Origin of the sequence: Lachnoanaerobaculum umeaense (assembly GCF_003589745.1) — a bacterium.
GTDB classification, from domain to species: domain Bacteria; phylum Bacillota; class Clostridia; order Lachnospirales; family Lachnospiraceae; genus Lachnoanaerobaculum; species Lachnoanaerobaculum umeaense.
In genome coordinates, this window is record NZ_CP032364.1 from 224,477 (window position 1) to 247,202 (window position 22,726).

At 36.4% G+C, this 22,726-nt stretch carries 17 protein-coding genes; 11 read left to right on the forward strand and 6 right to left on the reverse strand.

The window, feature by feature from the left end; translation table 11 throughout:
- Nucleotides 1-10: 10 nt before the first annotated feature.
- The 4 genes from D4A81_RS00905 to D4A81_RS00920 all read left to right on the forward strand — a co-directional run bounded on the left by D4A81_RS00905 (nucleotide 11) and on the right by D4A81_RS00920 (nucleotide 5,190).
- Complete coding sequence (locus D4A81_RS00905; RefSeq protein WP_111524476.1) at nucleotides 11-1,150, forward strand: toxic anion resistance protein; 1,140 nt, start codon at nucleotides 11-13, stop codon at nucleotides 1,148-1,150.
- A 14-nt stretch (nucleotides 1,151-1,164) separates the two neighbouring features.
- Nucleotides 1,165-1,746 (forward strand): TerD family protein, encoded by a 582-nt coding sequence (locus D4A81_RS00910; protein WP_111524477.1) that lies wholly within the window; start codon nucleotides 1,165-1,167, stop codon nucleotides 1,744-1,746.
- 29 nt (nucleotides 1,747-1,775) lie between these two features.
- Nucleotides 1,776-2,393, forward strand: a complete 618-nt coding sequence (locus tag D4A81_RS00915; protein ID WP_111524478.1) for a TerD family protein — start codon at nucleotides 1,776-1,778, stop codon at nucleotides 2,391-2,393.
- A gap of 127 nt (nucleotides 2,394-2,520) precedes the next feature.
- On the forward strand, nucleotides 2,521-5,190 hold the full coding sequence (locus D4A81_RS00920; protein ID WP_111524479.1) for a calcium-translocating P-type ATPase, PMCA-type: 2,670 nt from the start codon (nucleotides 2,521-2,523) through the stop codon (nucleotides 5,188-5,190).
- A gap of 240 nt (nucleotides 5,191-5,430) precedes the next feature.
- Here the strand turns inward: D4A81_RS00920 and D4A81_RS00925 are convergent, their stop codons facing one another.
- Entirely contained in the window at nucleotides 5,431-6,819 is a 1,389-nt protein-coding gene (locus tag D4A81_RS00925) for an ISNCY family transposase (protein ID WP_119808221.1), read from the reverse strand.
- 225 nt (nucleotides 6,820-7,044) lie between these two features.
- On the opposite strand from D4A81_RS00925, the gene rny reads away from it, so the two are divergent.
- Both rny and D4A81_RS00935 read left to right on the forward strand, forming a co-directional pair.
- Nucleotides 7,045-8,601 carry a ribonuclease Y gene (rny, locus tag D4A81_RS00930; protein ID WP_111525072.1) on the forward strand — a complete coding sequence of 519 codons (1,557 nt, stop codon included), beginning with the start codon at nucleotides 7,045-7,047 and terminating at the stop codon, nucleotides 8,599-8,601.
- A 187-nt stretch (nucleotides 8,602-8,788) separates the two neighbouring features.
- Nucleotides 8,789-9,817, forward strand: coding sequence for a cell wall-binding protein (locus D4A81_RS00935; RefSeq protein ID WP_111525076.1), 1,029 nt, complete (start codon nucleotides 8,789-8,791; stop codon nucleotides 9,815-9,817).
- Nucleotides 9,818-9,911: 94 nt separating this feature from the next.
- On the opposite strand, the gene D4A81_RS00940 is transcribed toward D4A81_RS00935, so the two are convergent.
- From D4A81_RS00940 to D4A81_RS00960, 5 genes are all read right to left on the reverse strand, one after another.
- Entirely contained in the window at nucleotides 9,912-13,067 is a 3,156-nt protein-coding gene (locus D4A81_RS00940; protein WP_111525071.1) for a glycoside hydrolase family 2 TIM barrel-domain containing protein, read from the reverse strand.
- A gap of 87 nt (nucleotides 13,068-13,154) precedes the next feature.
- The gene (locus tag D4A81_RS00945; protein ID WP_111525070.1) at nucleotides 13,155-13,961 is read right to left on the reverse strand and encodes a carbohydrate ABC transporter permease; all 807 of its coding nucleotides are present in this window, start codon (nucleotides 13,959-13,961) and stop codon (nucleotides 13,155-13,157) included.
- Complete coding sequence (locus D4A81_RS00950) at nucleotides 13,954-14,844, reverse strand: carbohydrate ABC transporter permease (protein WP_111525069.1); 891 nt, start codon at nucleotides 14,842-14,844, stop codon at nucleotides 13,954-13,956. The genes D4A81_RS00945 and D4A81_RS00950 overlap by 8 nt, the downstream gene beginning before the upstream one ends.
- A 72-nt stretch (nucleotides 14,845-14,916) precedes the next feature.
- On the reverse strand, nucleotides 14,917-16,245 hold the full coding sequence (locus tag D4A81_RS00955) for an ABC transporter substrate-binding protein (RefSeq protein ID WP_111525068.1): 1,329 nt from the start codon (nucleotides 16,243-16,245) through the stop codon (nucleotides 14,917-14,919).
- Nucleotides 16,246-16,814: 569 nt separating this feature from the next.
- Entirely contained in the window at nucleotides 16,815-17,873 is a 1,059-nt protein-coding gene (locus tag D4A81_RS00960; protein ID WP_111525067.1) for an undecaprenyldiphospho-muramoylpentapeptide beta-N-acetylglucosaminyltransferase, read from the reverse strand.
- 87 nt (nucleotides 17,874-17,960) lie between these two features.
- On the opposite strand from D4A81_RS00960, the gene D4A81_RS00965 reads away from it, so the two are divergent.
- Genes D4A81_RS00965 through D4A81_RS00985 form a run of 5 tightly spaced genes read left to right on the forward strand, consistent with a single transcriptional unit; the run spans nucleotide 17,961 to nucleotide 22,713 of the window.
- Nucleotides 17,961-18,674 (forward strand): 5'-methylthioadenosine/adenosylhomocysteine nucleosidase, encoded by a 714-nt coding sequence (locus D4A81_RS00965; protein WP_111525066.1) that lies wholly within the window; start codon nucleotides 17,961-17,963, stop codon nucleotides 18,672-18,674.
- Between the two features lie 59 nt (nucleotides 18,675-18,733).
- Nucleotides 18,734-20,086, forward strand: coding sequence for a glucose-6-phosphate isomerase (locus tag D4A81_RS00970; RefSeq protein ID WP_111525065.1), 1,353 nt, complete (start codon nucleotides 18,734-18,736; stop codon nucleotides 20,084-20,086).
- A gap of 1 nt (nucleotide 20,087) precedes the next feature.
- Nucleotides 20,088-20,354: a hypothetical protein gene (locus D4A81_RS00975; RefSeq protein ID WP_111525064.1), complete on the forward strand. Its 267-nt coding sequence runs from the start codon at nucleotides 20,088-20,090 to the stop codon at nucleotides 20,352-20,354.
- 23 nt (nucleotides 20,355-20,377) lie between these two features.
- On the forward strand, nucleotides 20,378-21,475 hold the full coding sequence (locus tag D4A81_RS00980; RefSeq protein ID WP_111525063.1) for a hypothetical protein: 1,098 nt from the start codon (nucleotides 20,378-20,380) through the stop codon (nucleotides 21,473-21,475).
- Complete coding sequence (locus tag D4A81_RS00985) at nucleotides 21,472-22,713, forward strand: DUF5711 family protein (protein ID WP_111525062.1); 1,242 nt, start codon at nucleotides 21,472-21,474, stop codon at nucleotides 22,711-22,713. Before D4A81_RS00980 ends, D4A81_RS00985 begins: the two co-directional genes overlap by 4 nt.
- Nucleotides 22,714-22,726: the final 13 nt, after the last annotated feature.

Sequence of the window (22,726 nt, forward strand, 5' to 3'; positions counted from 1 at the left end):
AGGAGGAAAGATGGGACTTGATTTTTCAAAAGCAAAAACTAGTGAATCCGAAGTAGTTACAGATGGTGTTGTAGAGAATGAAGCAGTACCGGCTACTCAGACATTTGACATAGCAGTAGAGTCTGAGAAGCTAAAAAATGAATTGGTAAATTCAGCAGAGGTAGATGCTCTTGTAAGTAAGATAGAGCTTGACAATCTTGACAGTATTGTAACTTTTGGTGGAGAGGTGGCTACAGAGATATCAAAATCTTCTGATTTGGTACTAAATAGCATGAACATCTCTCAAATCGAAGAGACATCAAAGATGTTAGGTGTTCTTACAAATATTATGAGTAAGTTTGATATTGAAGAGATTAAACAGGAACCGGGTCTTTTTGATAAACTCTTTGGAGGTATAAAAAAGCAGCTGGACAAGATAATGAGTAAGTACCAGACAATGGGTGGTGAAATAGACAAGGTATATGTAGAGCTTAAAGGTTATGAGGGTGAGATCAAAGAGACTAATAAAAAGCTTAATACCATGTTTGATTCAAATGTAAACTACTACCATGATTTGTTAAAGTATATTTTAGCAGGTGAACAGGGATGTAAAGAACTTGAGGCAGCTATTGCAGAGAGAACAGCTGAGATGGAGCGTACAGGTGATAAGTCTATGCAATTTGAGCTTACAACTTTAAATAATGCTTTGATGATGCTTGAGCAAAGGACACAGGATTTAAGAGTGGCTGAAAATGTTGCTATGCAGACTATTCCAATGCTAAAAACTATGGAATTCAGTAATATAAATTTGATTAGAAAGATAAATTCAGCTTTCATAATTACATTGCCTATATTTAAGCAAAGTCTGGCACAGGCTATTATGCTCAAACGCCAGAGATTACAGGCGGAGGCATTATCAGAACTCGATAAGAAGACGAATGAGATGATTCTAAAGAATGCCAACAATACTGTCGAGCAAGCAAAGCTTACAGCACAACTTGCTTCAGGCAGCTCTATAAAGGTTGAGACTTTGGAGAAGTCATGGAAGACTATTGTAGATGGTATAGAAGAGACTAAGAGGATTCAAGAAGATGCCAGAAGGCAGAGAGTTGAAGATAAAGCTAAACTTGAAAATATTAAAAATGAATTTTATAAGAAATTCGGTGTATAATAAAGGAGGATTTTATGCCAATCAATTTATCTAAAGGACAAAAAGTAGATCTTACAAAGACAAATCCGGGACTCAAGAAAGTTATTGTTGGACTTGGATGGGATGTAAATGCATTTGATTCAGGTGCAGACTTTGACCTGGATGCAGCAGCGTTTATGGTAGATGCAGGTGGAAAATGCCCTACAGAAAAGGATTTTATTTTCTATGGTAATTTATCACATCCATCAGAGAGTGTTACACATATGGGTGATAACTTGACCGGAGAGGGTGAAGGAGATGATGAGCAGATAAAGATTGACCTATCAAAGGTACCTGCAAACATAGACAAGATTGCCTTTACTGTAACTATATATGATGCGGATTCAAGAAGACAAAACTTTGGACAGGTTTCTAATGCATATATTAGGATCTTGGATGAAGTAACGGGAGCTGAGATTATAAGATATGATCTTGGTGAGGATTTCTCTATCGAAACAGCGGTAGTCGTAGGAGAACTTTATAAGCATGCAGGTGAGTGGAAGTTCAACGCTATAGGAAGTGGCTTTGGTGGTGGACTTGCTGCACTTTGCAATCATTATGGTATAGATGTAGCTTAAGCTAAGTACCAAAGACATTAGGAGGATTTATGTCTATTAGTTTACAAAAAGGACAAAAGGTAAGTCTGTCAAAGGATAATGCGGGCTTAAAGAAAATAATAGTTGGTCTTGGATGGGATGAGGCACCAAAAGCAGGTGGAGGTGGTGGATTTTTGTCATCACTCTTTGGCAGCAGTCAAAGCCAGGATGGAAATATAGATTGTGACGCTTCAGCTTTTCTATTGCAGGGCGGAAGATTGGTTAATAAGGGAGACGTTGTTTATTATGGAAATCTTCGCCATTCATCAGGTACAGTAATTCATATGGGTGATAACTTGACAGGAGCAGGAGAGGGAGATGATGAGCAGATCACTATAGACCTTGCAAGTATACCGGAAGTTTATGATAAAATTGTTTTTGTCGTAAACATTTATCAGGCAGTGCAAAGACATCAAGAGTTTGGAATGATAAAAAATGCGTTTATAAGACTTGTAGACGCTTCAAACAATAAAGAGATTCTTAAGTACAATCTTACAGAAAATTATTCGGGAATGACTGCAATGATTTTTGGTGAGGTATACAGACATAATGGTGAGTGGAAGTTCTCAGCTGTAGGACAGGGAACTACAGATCCGGGGATTGGAGAATTAGCAAATAGATATATCTAATAAATTTTTATAATATAGAAAATTTTATACTTTTAATTATTGCCTATTTGATATAAAATAGCGCTTGTAATTAATATTACGGGAGATGGCGTTTGCTGTCTCCCAAAGTTTTGAGAGAGGAAATTATATGAAATTTACCGGTTTGACTGAAAAGGAAGTTGAAAAGTCAAGGCAGGAGTATGGCTCTAATGTTATTCCTGATTCTGAACCTACTACATTTTGGGAGGCGTTTAAAGAAACATTTAATGACCCGATAATAAGGTTACTCCTTGCCATTTCGGCAATTATGATAGTGATGTATTTCTTCGGACATGCAGAGATTTATGAGTCGCTTGGAATTATTATTGCAGTAATAATAGTTGCATTTGTATCTGCAAAGACAGGTGTGGCAAGTGATACAAAGTATCGTGAGTTAAAGGACAACACAAAGAAGGACACATGTAAGGTCTACAGAAACGGTCTTGTAACTGTCATAGATGTAGATGATGTAGTAGTAGGTGATTTTGTACTCTTACAATCAGGAGATAAGATACCGGCAGACGGTATACTTATAGACGGAGATTTAAGAGTTGACAACTCAGCTCTAAACGGAGAGGCTGAGGAGTGTAAGAAAACTGCTGCAACTGAAGGATTTGAGCTAAAAGAGGATATCACAGGTGATACATTCGTAGATGCTCATTCACTATTTAGAGGTGCTGTAGTATTTGACGGCGAGGGTGTTTTAGAAGTTAAGAGAGTCGGACTTAAGTCAATGATGGGTAAGATGGCTCTTGAAATGACCGAGGATGAACCGGATTCTCCATTGAAGGTAAAGCTTGGAAAACTTGCACATCAAATATCCATATTTGGATATGTAGGTGCTACAGTGATAGCTATACTATATATTGCTTATTTTATAATAAGAGCCGGAGGATTTGGCAGCTATTTTGCACTTGGAGCACAGACAATAGTGCAGGATCTTATAAAGGCTGTTACTCTTGCCATAGTTATTGTGGTATGTGCTGTTCCGGAAGGATTGCCTTTGATGATATCTTTGGTACTTATGCAAAATACAAGTAAGATGCTTGATCACAACGTACTTGTAAGGAAGGCGGAAGGTATTGAGACTGCCGGTTCACTGAATATACTTTTCAGTGATAAGACAGGAACTATTACAAAGGGAAGTCTGGAAGTAGTGGATTTCTTCCTTGCAAATGGAAATTCTATTGATATACCGGATCTTAGTGATCACAGTAAGGTAAAAGGCCTGATAGATATCGCCATTGGTAAGAATACACAGTCATTATTTGACGATAGAGGCATGGTAATAGGTGGTAATGCAACAGATCAGGCATTGATGAAATTTATCGGACATGCTACTTTTGATGTATTACAAAATGAAAAGAGTCTGGTAGTAGGAGCACACCAGGGCTTTAACTCAACAAATAAATTCAGCCAGGCAAGAATAGATTTTCTTGATAAGACATTCTATAAAGGTGCGCCTGAGAGACTGCTTGCAAAGGCAAAGAAGTTTTTAGATGAGAATGGTGAAGTAAAGACAATTGACAAGGCTGTTCTTGACAGAAAGATTGACGAGCTTGCAGCAAGAGCTATGAGAGTTTTGGCATTTGGATATTCAGAGAAGGCTCTTGTAGAAAATGCTATCAATGATGATATAGTTATCATAGGCTTGGTAGGTATCAGAGATGATGTAAGACCTGAGGCTAAGGATGCCATAGCGGAGGTTATGGGAGCAGGTATTCAGGTAGTAATGATTACAGGTGACAGACTTGAAACAGCTATTGCTATAGCAAAGGATGCAGGTCTTATACAATCTACTTCAGACAGAGCACTTTCATCAGCAGAGCTCAATGAAATGAGTGATGATGAAGTAAAGAAACTTATACCTCATATCAGAGTTATTGCAAGAGCTCTTCCTACAGATAAGTCAAGAATGGTAAGACTTTGCCAGGAGATGAATCTTGTTGTAGGTATGACAGGAGACGGTGTAAACGATTCACCTGCTCTAAAGAGAGCGGATGTTGGATTTGCTATGGGTAACGGTACAGAGGCTGCCAAGGAAGCAGGAGAGATAGTAATTCTTGATGACAACTTCAAATCTATAAAGGATGCTATACTCTATGGTAGAACTATTTACCACAATATCCTTAAGTTCTGTAAATTTCAGTTGGTTATCAATGTTACTGCGGTTATAGTAAGTGCTATAGCACCATTCTTCGGAGTGGAAGAGCCACTTAAGGTAACTCACCTTCTGTTTGTAAACTTGGTAATGGACGGACTTGGTGCGATAATGCTTGGAAATGAGCCGGCTAAAGAAAGCTACATGATGGAGAAGCCAAGAAGAAGAGATGAGAGTATCATCAGTAAAAATATGGCTATTCAGATTTTAAGTATGGGACTATGGCTTACAGTATTGAGTTTTATATATCTTAAAGTACCGTTCTTTGCAAATATGTTTGAGGGCAATGAGGAAGAACTTCTCACAGGATATTTTGTACTCTTTATAGCAAGTGCACTCTTTAACGGCTTCAATGTAAGAGATGAAGGTTTTGGTATATTTAAGGGATTGAATGAGAACAAGGGATTCTTAAGAGTATTCTTTGCCATCATAATAGTACAGGCACTTATAGTTAATGCAGGTGTTATACCACTTGCACCATTCCAGTTTATTGGAAGGATGTTTAGTTGTGTACCATTTAGCATACAGGGATGGATAGTAATATTCATACTTGCATTCACAATGATACCTGTAGATATACTCAGAAAAGTTGTAATGAAAACATATAAGAATGCATAAAATATAGGGCTGTCGCTTGCGGCAGTCCTTTTTAGTGAAAATATATGATATATTATTGTATTTTGAGTATAGTATCTTTGGTAAACGATAGAATAAGTCCGGCTTCAACCGGATAGTAAAAAGTATATGAGTCAATTTTAAATTTCTATCAACTTCGTATATAATCTTGCCCTCACTGTCAAGCATAAATGATTATGTCCCAAAATAATTAATTTATAAGCCCCCACAAAGGGGCTTTTATTATGCACTTTTTATGTCTTCTTCAATTCTGTGTGGCTGTGAGTGTGCGAATTTATTAAAGGCATCCAATCTCCAAGGATGGTTCATAGGCGGTATATAAGGCTTTCTAGGCTTTGGCTGTTTGTAGTCAGCATCCAAATCCTTAGATTTATGCTCATGAGCCGGTATTTCTTCCAGTGCATAAATATCTTTGTCATTTACGCACGCAAACATAGACCTATCAAATGCCTTGATAAGCATAACCTTGGTACCTTTTCGATAATGGGTCTGCACTCCTTTGTGATCTATCATCTTATAAAATTTCTTCTCGAATTGAATCGCATGTCCGGCATCAACAGTTCTCTCAGTTAAAACCGCCAAAGTAAGATTTATTTTTTCTTTAGATGGTTGCGTTTCAAAGACAGATTTGATACCATAAAGTGGAAGTGCGAACTTCTCATTGAATTCTTTTATGTAGTGGTAAATGAATTCATTGGCTTTATGGATATCGGTTACGCCTGCGAGCCTTAGCTCAATAGGCAGGCGTGACTGTAAAGTCTGATTCAATCGTTCTATACGTCCTTTAGCCTGTGGTACGCTGCTTGATTCAAGCTGTGTGCCAAGTTGCTTACAGGCGTATGCAAACTGTGTATAGGTGTCTTTGTCGTCAGATAAGGCACCTTTTTTCTTGTAAGTAAATACAGTTCGTTTATCAGTAAGAAACTTATAGGGAATACCATAATCAGTAAGAATCTGCTCAAATACATGGTAGTATCCATTAAGAGTCTCCTGAGTATCAAACCAGGCACCTGTGACAACACCTGAGGCATCATCAATAGCCAAATGTAGATGCCATATCTGTCCCGGTACCCATTCATAAGGGGTAGCATCCATCTGAAGCAATTCGCCAAAATAAGCACATCTTGGACGACGACTGTGAGCATCTTCAACTGCTACTAAGTTAGCTTGTATCTGTGATAATTCCTTTTTTGATGTTGTAGCTTCCTTCTTAGCTCTGAGAGTTTGCTTAATGCGTCTACGCTTAGCTTTTGTAGCCTTTGGAGATAGAATGTACTCTGACTCCAAAATACTCATTACAGAGGAAGAGGAGATACTTATGCCTTCATGCTTTTTTAGAAGCTCTGTATAGTGTTCAAAGTTAGCCTCGTAGTATTTAGTTCTATATAGATCAAGAACTTGACTTCTGACATCAGGGCAGATAGTGGTAGCCGGCTTCTTACCTCTGTTACCATGAATAAAGAATGCCTTACCATCTTTAACATAACCTTGTATCATACGGTTTATATGCCTCTTGGTGCATCCTAGGATAAGAGCAGCTCTATCCTTGTTAGCTGTATCGGGGTGATCTACCAGACCTTTGATAACTTCATACTTTCTTTGTTCATCCATTGATAAAATAACCTTTCTGATAAGTCAGTTCCTCCTAGTGTTAGAATATACAAAATAGTATTCTACCATAAGTGGGACATTTTTATTTGTGGTATACTAGGACTTTATCATATATGGCTTATACAACTTCGTATATAATCTTGCCCTCACTTTACTTTTTGTTCATTTTTTGTTAGAATTAGAATGTTGTTTTGAACAATGAAAATTGAATAAGGAGGTGCTTTTATGTCACAACTGGGAAGTATAATAATAGCGGTAATACTCTCAATAGTTGTTGTGGCGCCTCTAAGTTGGAGTTTAGCAATTGCTCATCGTAAGAAATCATATGAAGATAAAATCGGATCAGCAGAGATTAAATCCAGAGAGATAATAGAGGAAGCCTTAAAAACAGCCGAGACAAAGAAACGTGAAGCCCTCTTGGAAGCAAAAGAAGAGTCTATAAAGACTAAGAATGAGCTTGATAGAGAGGTGAAAGAAAGAAGGGCAGAGTTAGCCCGCTATGAAAAAAGAGTACTTAGCAAAGAAGAGAACTTGGATAAAAAGCAGGATTTACTTGAAAAGAAAGAAGAGAGTGTTCTTGTAAGAGAGGAAAAGATATTGGCAAGGAGCAAGGAAGTCGAATCCCTGTATGATAAGGGAATCGCCGAGCTTGAGAAAATATCAGGACTCACAAGTGAACAGGCTAAGGAATTCTTGTTACAATCAGTTGAAGATGAAGTAAAACATGACAAGGCAAAGCTTATTAAGGAGCTTGAAAATGCCGCAAAGGATGAAGCCGAAAAGAAGGCTAAGGAATATGTGGTTACTGCCATTCAAAGATGTGCAGCAGACCATGTAGCTGAAACGACAGTTTCAGTAGTGGCATTGCCAAATGATGATATGAAGGGTAGGATCATAGGTCGTGAGGGTAGAAATATACGCACACTGGAACAGCTTACAGGAGTAGAACTTATAATTGACGATACCCCTGAGGCAGTAGTTTTATCCTGTTTTGATCCTGTAAGAAGAGAAGTGGCTAGAGTAGCACTTGAGAAGTTGATTGTTGACGGTCGTATTCATCCCGCAAGAATTGAAGAGATGGTGGATAGGGCAAAGAAAGAAGTTGACAGTATTATGAGAGAAGAAGGTGAGAATGCAGCACTTGAAGTAGGAGTGCATGGCATACATCCTGAGCTCATAAAATTACTCGGAAGAATGAAGTTTAGGACCAGTTATGGTCAGAATGCTTTGAAACATTCTATTGAAGTGGCACAATTGTCAGGCCTTTTGGCAGCAGAAGTTGGAGTTGATATTAGATTGGCAAAGAGAGCCGGTTTACTACATGATATTGGAAAAGCCATCGACCATGAAGTGGAAGGTTCGCATGTACAGATTGGTGTGGAACTTTGTAAGAAATACAAGGAACATCCGGTTGTAATCAATTCTGTAGAATCACATCATGGAGATGTTGATCCGGAGTCACTTACTGCATGTCTGGTGCAGGCAGCAGATACTATATCTGCGGCAAGACCGGGAGCAAGAAGAGAGACTCTGGAGACATATACTAATAGACTGAGCCAGCTTGAGGAAATTACAACATCATTTGATGGAGTTGAAAAGTCATTTGCGATACAAGCAGGTCGTGAAGTAAGAATTATGGTATTACCTGAAAAGGTAAGCGATGATGATATGATTATTTTGGCTAGAAATATCTCAAAGAGAATAGAAGAAGAGATGCAATACCCCGGTCAAATCAAGGTAAATGTAATCAGAGAATCAAGAGTGGCAGATGTTGCAAGATAATATTTTGAGCGATAGCGAGTAGCTATCGCTCTTTTTGATTGAAAGCTAATAAAGTATACTCTAAACCTTGGGAAAGCGTTTTAAAGAAAATATCATATAATAGTAATTGACTGTAAGAGCATTTTGTTATTTAATAGAGAGAAAAGAAAATCATATAAAAATATTTTATTTGAGTGAAAGGATAGATATGAAAAATTTAGGAAAAAAGTTTGCAATACTTGCAATAAGTGGAATTATAAGTTTGGCGGCGTCTGTGACTGCATTTGCAGCATCAAGTATAAAGTCAGTAAAAATAAATATAAAGTCAGATGGTATAACAGTTGGTAAGGACAGAGATATCAATGACGTCACAGTAAATGTTTCAGGAAGTGGTTACAGCATTGATGAAGTGGACTTTATGGAGATGGGCACTGCATGGGATATTACAGATATACCAAAGATAACTGTACATTTATCATCAAATGATAAATATTATTTTAGTGTTTATAGATCAGAGGATTTTAAGATAACAGGTGGAAAGTTTATAGAGGCGAGAAGAGAGAATAGCTCAAGTGATTTGTATGTAGATATTGAATTACCGGCTCTTGTAAATCAGGTTTCACCTATAGAAACAGTATACTTAAATAATTCAGGTCAGGCTACATGGAGTGAATCTAAAGGCTCATCCGGATATCAAGTGAAGCTTATGAGGGATAATTCAACTTCAGCAATAGGTGGAGTGCAAAACTTTATTACTACAAGTGCAAATGTCAAAAATCTTTTGACTAAAACAGGTACATACACATTGAAAGTACGTGCTATCAGTGGTGATGGAGCAAAGTTTGGTCCCTGGGTATCATCAAACAGTATTACTGTAAGTCAAGCTGAGGCAGCCAAGAACTACAATGAGGGATTAAATGTGAATCTTCAGGCTGTACAAAATAACACACAGACTGTACCAAACAATGGACAAAACACACAGCTTCAAGGGACATGGCAGAGAAATAACACAGGGTGGTGGTATGTTCTTTCTGATGGTAGCTATGTGACTTATACTTGGAAGGAGATAGATGGAAATTGGTATTATTTCAATGCAGACGGATATATGCTCGTAGGCTGGCAAAATATCAATGGAAACTGGTACTATCTTGACCTTAATAGTGGGAAAATGCTTGTAGATACTACTACACCGGACGGATATTATGTAAATAGTTCAGGTGCGTATGTTGCAAGATAATAAGTAATATATGAAAAAACTCCAAGCGGTTATTGAGGCTTGGAGTTTTTGTATTATATTTTACGATAAAAAATTCAATAAGTTTTTCAAGATATTAGATTCCCTTTATAATATAACTAAATTTTAAATTGCCCTCTCCACTTAGCAGATAATCATCAAGGGTTGGAGCACCCCAAGTGTCATCACCTGCAATACCCATTTGTGCAAGATTTATGCGAAGTACAGTTTTTGTAATCGGTGGCAATTCAAAGTCATGCTTTGCCTCTTCAAGCTCACTTGGAGAGTAAGCAAGAGCAGAAACATTTATACAATTTCCGGCGACGATAAGACCACGACCTTTCTTGTCAGTGAGCTTGGCAAATCTTACAAGAGATTTGTTACCACTCTCCTGTGGTGAAAGGTATTTGGCAAGTTGGTCAACCACCCTGCCGGTATATAGGTCAATCTTAGCACCCGGAAGTCTGTCTGAATAAGTTTCCATAGGGCCTGCACCATACCAGGTGATATTTTCATATTCCGGCTTGAGCTTAAACATTGTTCCAAACTCAGGTATATCATATTTACCGGTTTCGCTCTTATATTCCATATTTATCTTGATACTGCCATCTCCATAAACTTCATATTCAACAGTAAGCTCATCTGTACAGGCAGGCAGATTGTATTTATATGTAACGGAAACATAAGAGTCATATTCCTTTATAACAGGTCTAAAAGCAGGCCAATAAGTGCTGTCTTTAGTTGGCATTTTAGTTGTAGCATATAGAGAAGCAACCTTCCATTTAGAGTATCTAAAAGGCATATTGTTGCCAAAGTCATTGTCTGTAGGTGGCCTCCAGAAGTTAGGTCTTGGTATAGACTTTAACAGTTCCTTTCCGGCATATCTATAAGAAACAAGTCCACCAAAATTTTGAGAGAACAATACTTCAAAGCACTCACCCTTTATGCCAAAGTTTACAACACCCATAGTGAGTTTATAAGGCTTGTCTTCACACAGTGGAGTGTCACAAATTATGTCGTCATTAAGCTCTGATGAAAGTGCATCAAATACCTTTATACCTTTTCGTATAACAACCTCGGTAAATGAGACCTCGGAAAGATCGTAGATAGTATCAATATCAAAAACTGCACTGACCCCAACAACCAGCTCATCTTTATATATATCAAAAAGCTTTTCAACTCTTTCTTTTATGCTTAAAGAATATTCGATTTTAGATAAGCCCTCACCCATCAAATTAAAACAGCTCTCATACAATTTTTGTCCAAATCTTTTTATATAGATAATAAATCTATAATCACTCAAATCTCTGAAAAGATTTCTATTGTGTATATAGAGCTTATCATTATCTAAATCAATCTTTAAATCAATAGGTCTGTAATTGTATCTTACAGCCTGTATTTTAGGAGAGATATCTCTGTCACCACCATATACTATACCATTTCCACTAAAATTATAGTCAGTAGGAGAATCATCAAAGTCACCGCCATAGTACTGAGTATCATTGCCAAAAGGATCTTTACCGGTAATACTTTGATCGATATAGTCCCAGATAAACCCCCCTTGGAAAAGTTCATCTTCCCAAGCGAGTTCGGTATAAAGCTGCATACCTCCACAGGAATTGCCCATTGCATGAGTGTACTCACATTCGATAAAAGGTTTATCTCTATGAGTTTTCAAATATTCCTTTACATCAGCTACCTTGGCATACATTCTGCTTTCAATATCGGAAGTATCATTGTAGCGGCGATCGTTGAAAACTCCCTCATAATGAACAAGTCTACCGGGATCTTTCTTCCTGAAAAATTCACTCATCTCAAATATATCGCTGCCGCCATAGCTTTCATTTCCACAGGACCAGATAAGTATGGAAGAGTGATTTCGATCTCTCATATACATTGAATTTGCTCTGTCAAGCAAAAGTGGCATCCATTCTTTCTTATCACCGGGAACTACCATATCATAGTCAGAAACACCGCTAAGTAATCCGTCCCAGCTGCCATGTGTTTCAAGATTGCATTCATCCATCAAATATATACCATAGATATCACAAAGTTCATAGAGTGCAGAGCAGTTTGGATAATGACTTGTTCTTATAGCATTGATATTGTTTTCCTTCATGGTAACTATATCTTTTTTGACTTCATCATAGGTAATAGAACGACCAAATTTTGAACTGAAATCATGTCTGTCAACACCTGCAAAGACAATTCTTTTACCATTTATAGTCATTACATTATCACTATTTTTTTCAAAATATCTTATACCTATTTTTACAGAACTGACCTCTACCAAATTTTCACCATCATATAGTTCAATATATAGAGTATAAAGATGAGGAAATTCTGCACTCCAGAGCTTGGGATTATTTAGTTCAAATAAAACATGATTTTTTCCACAAGCTAAATTTTTATCGAATTCAGCCACAACGCCTTCTTCACAAAAATACTTAAACTCATTTGCCTTCAATGTCATATCAAAGGCATCATATAATTTCAGCTTGACATTAGCACTATTGTTAAGTTTTAAAGCGATATCCAATCTTACTTTATCAAAACTCTTATCTTCAAATATCTGTTTTATTCCTATATCTTCTAAATGGTATTTTGGTTTGGTGTAGAGATAGATATCTCTAAAAATACCTGAAAATCTAAAAAAATCCTGATCTTCAAGCCAGCTGCCTGAACACCATTTTACAACCTGTATTGCAAGTTTGTTTTCTCCATTTTTGATATATTCTGTAAGGTCAAATTCTGAAGGAGTAAAGCTGTCCTCACAGTAGCCTATATATTTACCGTTTAGCCAAATAGCTGCTGCACTCTCGACACCTTCCATTCGTAAAATAATATTTCCCTTAGAAAAACCTGCCGGAAGCGTAAAATATTTTACATAGCTTGCTACAGGATTAAAGTCAATAGGAGACTGACCGGATTTAAGTTCCTGTCTACCATCCCATGGATATGCCACATTGGCATAATGAGGTCTGTCATACCCTTCCATTTGTATATGTGCCGGAACTCTTATATCTTCCCAGTTCTTACAGTCATAATCTGCAAGTTCAAAGCCGTCAGGGGTAGCATTCGGATTAATGGAATAATCAAATTTCCAAACACCATTTAAGCTGTAATAAAGAGAAGACTCATCTTTTAATAATTCATTCTTATCAGCATAGATTTTATGATCTGAATGTGCGGATAGCCTGTTCTCTTCAAAAATAGTAGGTTCTAAGATATTTTTAAGTATATGTTGATTCATTCTTACCTCTCTTTAAATTATATTTTACAAATAAAAGGTATGAAATCTTAGTACAAGCTTTCACACCTTTTTAAAGCATACCATATATTACTTTACAGCACCTGTAATACCTTCTGCAAATTGCTTTTGGAGCACGAAGAATATAATAACTGTAGGTATACTGCAAAGAAGTACTGCAAGCATTAATACACCATAGTCTGTTACATAGCCTTCCTTTAAGTTTGCTACCAACATAGGCATTGTAATGGATGTTTTTTCTGTCATTATTACCTTTGGCCAAAGATAAGAGTTCCATGCACCCATAAAGGTAATAATAGCGGCTGAAGCATAAGTGGACTTCATAGTCGGAATAAAGATTCTAAGGAATATATTAAATTCATTTAATCCATCAAGTCTTGCAGCTTCAAGGATATCGTGTGGGAATGATCTGGCACTCTGTCTAAAAAGCATTATCAAAAATGGTGTGGACAATGTAGGAAGTAAAAATCCCATAGTAGTATTTAAAAGTCTCCATTTTGAAAACATTTGAAACAGTGGAATCATAATAGCTACAAAAGGAACCATCATTGCCAGTAAAAGTACAGCCATAATAACATCCTTTGCCTTGTCATGATAGATCTCAAAGCCATATCCTGCAAGTGAGCAAATGAAAAGTGAAAATATGGTCATCATTATTGCATATTTAAACGAATTTGCCATAGCACCACTTACATCTCCGGCAGAGAGTAAATTAGATAAATTTTTAAAGAGATAATTTCCCGGAAGGAGAGCACCTCTTATCACGTCTATACTGGAATGAGTAGCACTGACTGCCATCCAATATAGTGGGAAAATTGATATCAGTGATACAATAGTTAAAAATACATATTTTGCAATATTTCTCATCTTAGTCACGCTTATCACCTACTTTCATCTGTATTGCTGCAAGCACTGCAACCAAAATTAAAATAAGGAATGACATGGCAGCTGAATAACCGAAATTCAGAACATATTTGAATGAAGAGTTATAAATATAATGAGACATTGTGATAGTCGCATTTGCCGGTCCACCTCCTGTTAAGTTGACAGACTCATCAAATAACTGCAATGTACCATTTGTTGACATAATAGCTGTAAGCAAAATCATAGGCTTTAAAAGCGGAATAGTTATTTTCCTAAGTATCTGGAAATATGTTGCACCGTCAATCTTTGCCGCCTCATATATTGAATACTCTATATTTTGAAGTCCTGCAAGATAGAATACCATGTTGTAGCCCGTCCATCTCCAAAGCAGAGCAATTATAATTACAATTCTTGCTGTAAAAGGATTGGATAAAAAATTATAACCTGTTTGTAAAACGCCCAAATGTATCAATACAGTGTTTACATAACCGTCTACTGCAAAGAGCGATCTGAAGATAATAGCGTATGATACCAGAGATGTAGCACATGGCAGGAAAATACAGGTTCTAAAAAGTCCTTTGAACCTTAAATGCTTGTCATTTAATAAAGATGCCAAAAGCAAAGCAAATATAAGCATTATAGGGACTTGGATAATTAGATAGATAAATGTATTTTTTAAAGACTGCATAAATATAGCATCTGAAAACATTCTCTTATAATTTGTCAACCCGGCAAAAGATATTTTTGCACCCACACCGCTTTGCATAGATAAAATTATGGCTCTGATCATTGGATAGAAGCTCATAACAGCTATCAGTACGGTTGCAGGAGTCAAAAATATCCAACCGGATATATTCTGCTTTTGTGAGAGTGAAAGTTTTTTCTTAGTTCCCATAAAGTTCTCCTTTTAGAAAAGGGGGTAGACTTGACTATGGCCAAACCTACCCCCTGACAAAATCTTAAAATATTATTTACTCATTGCAAAGTTAACGGTATCTTGAACTGTCTTAAGTTCGCTGTCTACATCAGCACCTGCGAGAATATTTGCAGCAGCAGCAGCTACAGCATCTCTTGCCTCATAGTAGTAAACACCTGTATTGTTCTTTGGAGTTTTTGAAGCAAAATCTGTGAGCATACTATAAACTTCCTGTCCACCGAAGAACTCAACCTTCTCAGCATAAGCACTGGAATCACCGGCAGGTAACCATGTAGCTAATGCACCACTTGGTAGAACATTATCATAAAGCTCTGTACTTCCTGCAAATGTCTTTGCAAGGAAATCAACTGCCAAATCTTTCTTCTTTGAGTCTGCATTTACAGCCCAGCTTGAACCACCATTGTTTGAATAGTTTGTCTGCTCTCCAACACCTGCAAGCTTTGGAAGATTTGTGATTGCCCATTTTCCTGACTGGTCCTCGGCAGCTCTTATAGAACCCATGATCCAGCAACCATTGATAGTTCCGGCTACGGTCTCAGCATTCATAGTAGTGATATATTGATCCCAGTCATTTACAAGAGTCATAACACCTGATTCTGCAAGTTCTTTGTAGGTCTCAAGAGCCTTCTTCAATGTTTCGTTTCCTACGATATTAGGGTCACCCTTATCATCAAATAGTGAAGCACCTGTAGACTGAAGCATAATCATTATGATATCTGATTCATTAGCCATAGATGAAAGTAAAGGCTTTCCGGTCTTAGCAAGCACATCCTTACCGATTTCCATATACTTGTCCCAGTCGATATCTGTAAGGTCATCAATAGTATATCCTGCCTGTTCAAGAATATCTGTTCTGTAAGCTGCAATAACTGTACCGTTATCAAAAGGTACACCATAATTTACACCATTTACTGTTGAGTAAGCCAACTTACCGGGTGCAAACTTTGTAAAGTCAATTGCCTTTGTAGCGGTCAAATCTGCAAAAACATCAGGGAATGAGATCTGGTTTTTCCAGAATGCATTGTCCTGCATAAGGAAAATATCAGGTAATGTGGATAAATCACCGGCAGCACCTGCTGTACTAAGCTTTGTCTGTATATCAGGCCATGGAGTCTCAACTACATTAAGTTTGAAATCCGGGTGATCTTTCTGATAAATCTTAGCTGCCTCATTCATTGCATTGATATTAAATGCAGGGTCCCAGCACCAAACTGTAAGGGTATTGTCATCTGTAGCAGTTGCTGCATTGTTTGCAGCTGAAGAATCGCCACTGGAAGCTTCTTTACCACCACCACAACCTGCAAGCAGGCCGGTACATAATGCACTTGCCAAAAGTACACTTAAAATTTTTTTCTTCACAAAAAAGTCCTCCTTAACTATAACAATCTAGTATTTTAGCTATAGAAATATAGCCTGTTCAAGTTGCTCAAGATTGTCGTTATTTTTAAAAATTATACAATATTGCTAAAATATTTGTCTATAGTAGTTTTATACTATTATAAAATATCTTTTTGTGTACATTGTATATTAAAAAATAAAATAACCAAATAATAAGGCAAAATAAAGTAAGGTAATATTACAAATATATTTAATACATAGAAAAGCTCTTCAAAAAGTGAAAAACTTTTCAAAGAGCTTTCTAGTTTGTCTTCATAAGGTTACAGTTCAGCTACCCACTTTAGAGCTTTTGTTTTACAATCCTAATCGCAACTCTTTCTTAAAACTTCGCAGGATTTTACGCAGTCTGCAAAAACTCGTTTGTTCGCTTGGGGAGCAGCGAACTGCACTCAAACAAGTCACAGGCTGCTCAATCTGAGTCTCGTTTTCACGAAAGAGTTAAACGCTACAAGGATTGTAAAACTAAAAGTCTCAAGATATATAGTGACTGAACTGTAACTTCATAAGATATAATATATGAAGAAAATTCTCTAACTATATTGTTTTATCAAATTAATAATATTTTCTACACCATTTGTAGCATCTGAGTTTGACATAGCATCTATATATTTTTGTCTGTTTTTATAAAGTTCTGATATTTCCATTGCAAGTGAAATATTTGCAAGTGTCTCTTCATCTATGACTTTTGAATAACCGGCATTTTCAAAAGATTCGGCATTTAATATCTGATCACCTCTTGAAGCAGCACCGGATAGAGGTATCAAAAGATTAGGTTTTCGGAGTGCCAAAAGTTCACAGATGGTGTTTGCACCCGCTCTGGATACGACCACATCAGCCAGTGCAAAGAAGTCTTTTAATTCCTTGTCCACATATTCATACTGTAGGTATCCTGATTTTTCAAGTAGTTTTTCATCCACATTGCCCTTACCACAGATATGTATTACATTGAATTCCTTTAATATATCATCCAGAGCCTTTCTTATGGCAGTATTTACTATTACAGAACCTAAACTTCCACCTATTATCATTAGAGTGGGCTTATCACCAAAACCTGTTAGTTTGCACGCCGCTTCCTTATCGCCATTTAACAGCTCTTTTCTGATGGGTGAACCGGTAAGAATGGCTTTATTCTTTGGAAGATACTGTAAAGTTTCGGGGAAATTAGTACAGATCTTTGTGGCAAACTTTGATGCTATTTTGTTTGCAAGTCCGGGAGTAATATCGGATTCATGTATTATAACAGGTATCTTTAAAAATGCGGCAGCCATTACCACAGGTACACTGACAAAACCGCCCTTTGAAAAAACGATATCAGGTGAATATTTTTTTATGATTTTTTTTGCTTCAAAAAGTCCTTTTACGACTCTGAAAGGATCGCTGAAATTTTTTAAATCAAAGTATCTTCTAAGTTTTCCGGAAGATATACCGTCATATGGAATATTTTGTGCCTGTATAAGTCCGGCCTCCATACCATTTTTACTACCTATATATTTTATATCAAATCCGGCTTCTTTTAATGCAGGCAAGAGAGCTATATTTGGTGTGATATGACCTGCTGTACCACCACCTGTTAATATTATTTTTTTCATAATTAATTCCATTCTTATGCTATAATGAGAGTTACATTATATTAAGTATAATTTAACAAGTATAAATATTCAAGTGAGGAGAATATAATGATTGGTATAATCGGTGCAATGGAAGAGGAAATCTCAAAGTTAAAAGAGATAATGGAAAATAAAGAACTTAATAAAATAGCCGGAATGGAGTTTGTAAAAGGGGAAATAAGAGGAAGACAGGTTACAGTGGTACGCTCCGGTATAGGAAAGGTGAATGCCGCAGCATGTACTCAAATTTTAGTAGACAGATTCGGTGTAGATATAGTAATAAATACAGGCATTGCAGGCTCACTAAAGAATGAGATAAATATAGGAGATATCGTACTTTCTACAGATACTGTAATACATGATATGAATGTAGAGGGCTTTGGATATAAAAGGGGCCAGGTTCCGAGAATGGATGTATTTGCCTTCCCTACAGATGACAAACTTAGAAGTATAGCTAAAGAAATTTGTGAAAAAGAACTTATAGATATTTCTGTATTTGAGGGACGAGTGTTAAGTGGAGATATTTTCGTATCTGACAGAGCGACAAAAGAGGATTTGAAAAAGACCTTTGACGGCTACTGTACCGAGATGGAGGGTGCAGCTATAGCACAAGTTGCATATTTGAATGATATAAGAGTGCTTATAGTAAGAGCAATATCTGATAAGGCAGATGACAGTGCAAGTATGGACTATGCAGAGTTTGAAAGAAAGGCAATAGAAAATTGCGTTAAGTTGACTACAAAGCTGATAGAAACTATTGATGCTCCTCACTATTGCCAATAGTATATAGTTGTTATAAAATAAAAATGTTACTTTGATTAAAGTTTAGAAAGGCGTGTAATATGAATAAGACAGTAAGTTTTGATTACTCAAAGGCAATGGCATTTTTAGGTGCGGATGAATTGCAGAATTTTAAAACAATAACTTTGAACGCAAGGGATACATTATTATCAAAGTCAGGAGTGGGGTCAGACTTTTTGGGATGGATTGACCTTCCGATATACTATGACAAGGAAGAGTTTGAAAGAATAAAGGCAACAGCAAAGAAAATACAAGAAGACTCTGATGTACTCTTGGTAGTAGGTATTGGCGGTTCATATCTTGGAGCAAGAGCAGCTATAGAATTTTTAAGCCATAGTTTTTATAGCTGTTTGGATAAATCACAGAGAAAGACACCACAGATAATATTCTGTGGAAACTCTATTTCATCAAAATATATAGCAGACTTGAAAGATGTATTGAAGGATAAAGACTTCTCAATAAACATCATCTCCAAGTCAGGAACTACGACTGAGCCGGCTATCAGCTTTAGGGTGTTCAAAGAGATGCTTATAGAAAAGTATGGAAGAGCTGAGGCAAACAAAAGAATCTATGCCACAACAGATAAAGCAAAGGGTGCATTAAAATCATTGGCAAATGAAGAAGGCTATGAGAGTTTTGTAGTGCCGGATGATATAGGTGGAAGATTCTCAGTGCTTACAGCAGTAGGTCTACTTCCTATAGCAGTAGCCGGAATAGATATAGATGAACTTATGGCAGGTGCTGCAGCGACCAGAGAAGAAGTGATAGGAAAATCTTTTGAAGAAAATCCTTCATTATTATATGCTGCAATTAGAAATATATTCCTTAGAAAAGGAAAGAATATAGAAGTTACTGTAAACTACGAGCCAAGTCTTCACTATATTTCAGAGTGGATAAAGCAGCTCTTTGGAGAGAGTGAGGGTAAGGATGGAAGAGGTATCTTCCCGGCAGCTGTAGATTTAACTACAGACTTACATTCAATGGGCCAGTATATTCAAGATGGTGCCAGAATAATGTTTGAAACAGTACTTGATATAGAGGAGTCTCCGGCAGAGATTTTGCTTAAGGAAGAGGAGACAGATACAGATGGTATGAATTATTTGGCAGGAAAGAGTGTAGATTTTGTAAACAAATCTGCAATGAATGGTACAATACTTGCACATACAGATGGCAATGTGCCAAATCTGAAGATAAATATTCCGGATGAGAGTGCATTCTCACTTGGAAGTCTTTTCTACTTCTATGAATTTGCATGTGGTATAAGTGGATATATACTTGGAGTAAACCCTTTCAACCAGCCGGGAGTGGAGAGCTATAAGAGCAATATGTTTGCATTACTTGGTAAGCCGGGATATGAAAAGCAAAGAGAAGAGCTTTTAAAGAGGCTTAGCTAAAATGTTCAGGCTTTGGGGCAGATTATTTAAGGATAATCGCATGGTCAAGGACTATGTAGCGGAGGATTCTGATTACAGTAAAGATAGAAAGACAATGATATTTGATACAATCAGAGAGATATGTCATGAATTTGATTTAGCAAAACCTATATGGCTATTGCCGAATATAGATGAATTTGCAGCTAGAGGCAAAGTCAGGTTTGGTGCTGACAATTTTATAGAACAAATAGACTTTGACTATCTGGAGATACAGATAATAGAAGAATAATATAAAATAATGGAGAATATATTATGGTGGAACCTATATTAGACTATGACAGTTTTTTTGAGGGTGCAAAAAATGCCTTGTTGGAGCTTGATACACTGAGTACAGAGGAGGAGAGACTGACTCTTGAGGGTGAGAGAATAGCAAAAGCTATTGAGACTGAGAAAAAAAACACAAGCGATAGGATAGCTGATACCACCTCAAAAAGGTTGAAAGAAATCACTTCTACATATGATGCCGAAATAAAAAAAGCTGAGGAAGCCAAAAAAACATTGGAGGCTAAAAGAGGTAAGGCAAAGAACAAAAAAATAAATGAGAGAATAGAAGATGAAACTAAAGATTTGAGGGATCATATTGCCGCTACAAAAACAGAAATAAAAAATGAAATGAAAAGAGATGGAATACCGAACTTTTGTGATACCGGAGTTTACTACACTTTATACTTTCCACATAAATTCATAGATTTTATAAATATCATTCTGACAGTTGTTGTAGTATTCCTAGCTATACCGGTGGCTATTTATAAGATGATTCCTCAACATAAGCCAATATATCTTCCATTTATTTACTTTGCTATAGTACTTTTGGTAGGAGGACTATATATTATTATAGGTAACCTTACAAAGGCAAGACATAGAGACAGTCTTCTCAAAATAAGGGCAATGAGAGATACAATAGACAATGATGGAAAGAGAATCAATCTTATTACAAAAGAGATAAACAACGATTCAGCTGACGAAAAGTATGACCTTTCATCTTATGATTTAGAGATAGAAGATGCTGATGCAAAACTACAGGCTATAAATGAAAAGAGACGAGTAGCTGTAAACGAGTTTGAAAATAATACAAAGAAAATTATTGCAGACGAGATAATGGAAAATTCCGGAGAAAGAATTAATAATCTAAATAAAGAATTGGAAATTAACAAACAGAGTCTTGGGAATATAACCGGTAGGAGATCTGAAATAAATCTGACCATATCAGATAAGTATGAGTCTTATCTGGGAAGAGATTTTTTAAGAACAGATAAAATAGAAGCATTGCAAAAACTGATAAGAGATAAGGATGCAGCAAATATTAGTGATGCTATCGATCTGTATCAAAGCAAAATAGGTAAGAAATGATAGAAAATAAGGAAATAAAAAAGCAGAAACTAAAGGGCAGAATAATAGATACTGCTGCACTTGAAGAAAATGCTGTGCCAAGATCAAGAAGAAGAAAGGATATGAGCTTCTTTAAGGAAAGGAGGAGGGTTATCATAATCCTCCTTGTTTTTCTAGGAGTTTTTGTGGTTGCATATACACTGATTAACAGATTCAAGACCTATGATAAATTTAAATTAAAATGGATACATGAGTTGAGTGAAGGAAGTCTTGTGGGATATGAAAGCCTAGGAAATGGATTCTTAAAGTACTCAAGAGACGGAGCATTGTACTTAAAACCAAATGGTAAGGATGTTTGGATAGAAAGTTATGAGATGTCCAATCCTAAAATTGATAAAAATGGGAAATATCTGATAATTTTTGATGTTGGTGGATATAAGATAGAAAGCTATACTAAAGATGGTAGAGTCTTCGCTATAGAAACTGAATTACCTATATTGAAAGCAGTTGTCTCAAGAACCGGAATAGTTACAACGTTGGTGGAAGATTCCAGATCCACATATATACTCTTTTTTGATAAAGAGGGAAATAAGTTGGAGATAAGTATAAAGTCAAAATTGTCGGGAGACGGTTTTCCAACAGATATAGCTATATCACCTGACGGTACAGCACTTTTAGCCACCTTTCAGTATTTAAAGGGAAGCTCTATGATGGGTAGAGTGGTTTTCTATGATTTTTCAGAAATAGGTCAAAACATGCCAAACCGAGTGGTTGGAGGTTTTGATGAAGAGTTTGTATCATCAATGGTTGCAAGAGTGAGATTTTTTGATAAAATAAACTCAGTAGCAATAGCATCTGACGGCCTTTATTTTTTCTCATCAAAAAATGTGGCTTCACCAAAACTGATAAAGACAATAAAAGCAGAAAATGATATTGAGGCATTGGATTTTGAAGGAAATAAACTTTGCGTGGTTTATAAAAACAGTTCTGAAAAATTCAATCATACATTGTATGTATACTCAAAAGAAGGAAAGGTTATTTTAAAGAAAGAATTCCTTGGTGAGCTTAGTAAAATTGACATGAAAAATGGATATATATATATGACAAAGAATGATAAAGCCATTATAATGAATATGTCAGGTGTAATAAAATACAGTGGAAGTCTTGATGTAAATATCTATGGTATTGTAAAGAGTGGGTTCTTATCAAACTTTACAGTGCTTGGCGATAAGGACTTTAGAGGAATAACGTTTAAATAACTATATAAGGAGG

Excerpts from the sequence above, each read along its gene's own strand:
- D4A81_RS00905 (WP_111524476.1), top strand. The coding sequence starts at position 11 with ATGGGACTTGATTTTTCAAAAGCAAAAACTAGTGAATCCGAAGTAGTT.
- D4A81_RS00910 (WP_111524477.1), top strand. The coding sequence starts at position 1,165 with ATGCCAATCAATTTATCTAAAGGACAAAAAGTAGATCTTACAAAGACA.
- D4A81_RS00915 (WP_111524478.1), top strand. The coding sequence starts at position 1,776 with ATGTCTATTAGTTTACAAAAAGGACAAAAGGTAAGTCTGTCAAAGGAT.
- D4A81_RS00920 (WP_111524479.1), top strand. The coding sequence starts at position 2,521 with ATGAAATTTACCGGTTTGACTGAAAAGGAAGTTGAAAAGTCAAGGCAG.
- D4A81_RS00925 (WP_119808221.1), bottom strand. The coding sequence starts at position 6,819 with ATGGATGAACAAAGAAAGTATGAAGTTATCAAAGGTCTGGTAGATCAC.
- rny (WP_111525072.1), top strand. The coding sequence starts at position 7,045 with ATGTCACAACTGGGAAGTATAATAATAGCGGTAATACTCTCAATAGTT.
- D4A81_RS00935 (WP_111525076.1), top strand. The coding sequence starts at position 8,789 with ATGAAAAATTTAGGAAAAAAGTTTGCAATACTTGCAATAAGTGGAATT.
- D4A81_RS00940 (WP_111525071.1), bottom strand. The coding sequence starts at position 13,067 with ATGAATCAACATATACTTAAAAATATCTTAGAACCTACTATTTTTGAA.
- D4A81_RS00950 (WP_111525069.1), bottom strand. The coding sequence starts at position 14,844 with ATGGGAACTAAGAAAAAACTTTCACTCTCACAAAAGCAGAATATATCC.
- D4A81_RS00960 (WP_111525067.1), bottom strand. The coding sequence starts at position 17,873 with ATGAAAAAAATAATATTAACAGGTGGTGGTACAGCAGGTCATATCACA.
- D4A81_RS00965 (WP_111525066.1), top strand. The coding sequence starts at position 17,961 with ATGATTGGTATAATCGGTGCAATGGAAGAGGAAATCTCAAAGTTAAAA.
- D4A81_RS00970 (WP_111525065.1), top strand. The coding sequence starts at position 18,734 with ATGAATAAGACAGTAAGTTTTGATTACTCAAAGGCAATGGCATTTTTA.
- D4A81_RS00975 (WP_111525064.1), top strand. The coding sequence starts at position 20,088 with ATGTTCAGGCTTTGGGGCAGATTATTTAAGGATAATCGCATGGTCAAG.
- D4A81_RS00980 (WP_111525063.1), top strand. The coding sequence starts at position 20,378 with ATGGTGGAACCTATATTAGACTATGACAGTTTTTTTGAGGGTGCAAAA.
- D4A81_RS00985 (WP_111525062.1), top strand. The coding sequence starts at position 21,472 with ATGATAGAAAATAAGGAAATAAAAAAGCAGAAACTAAAGGGCAGAATA.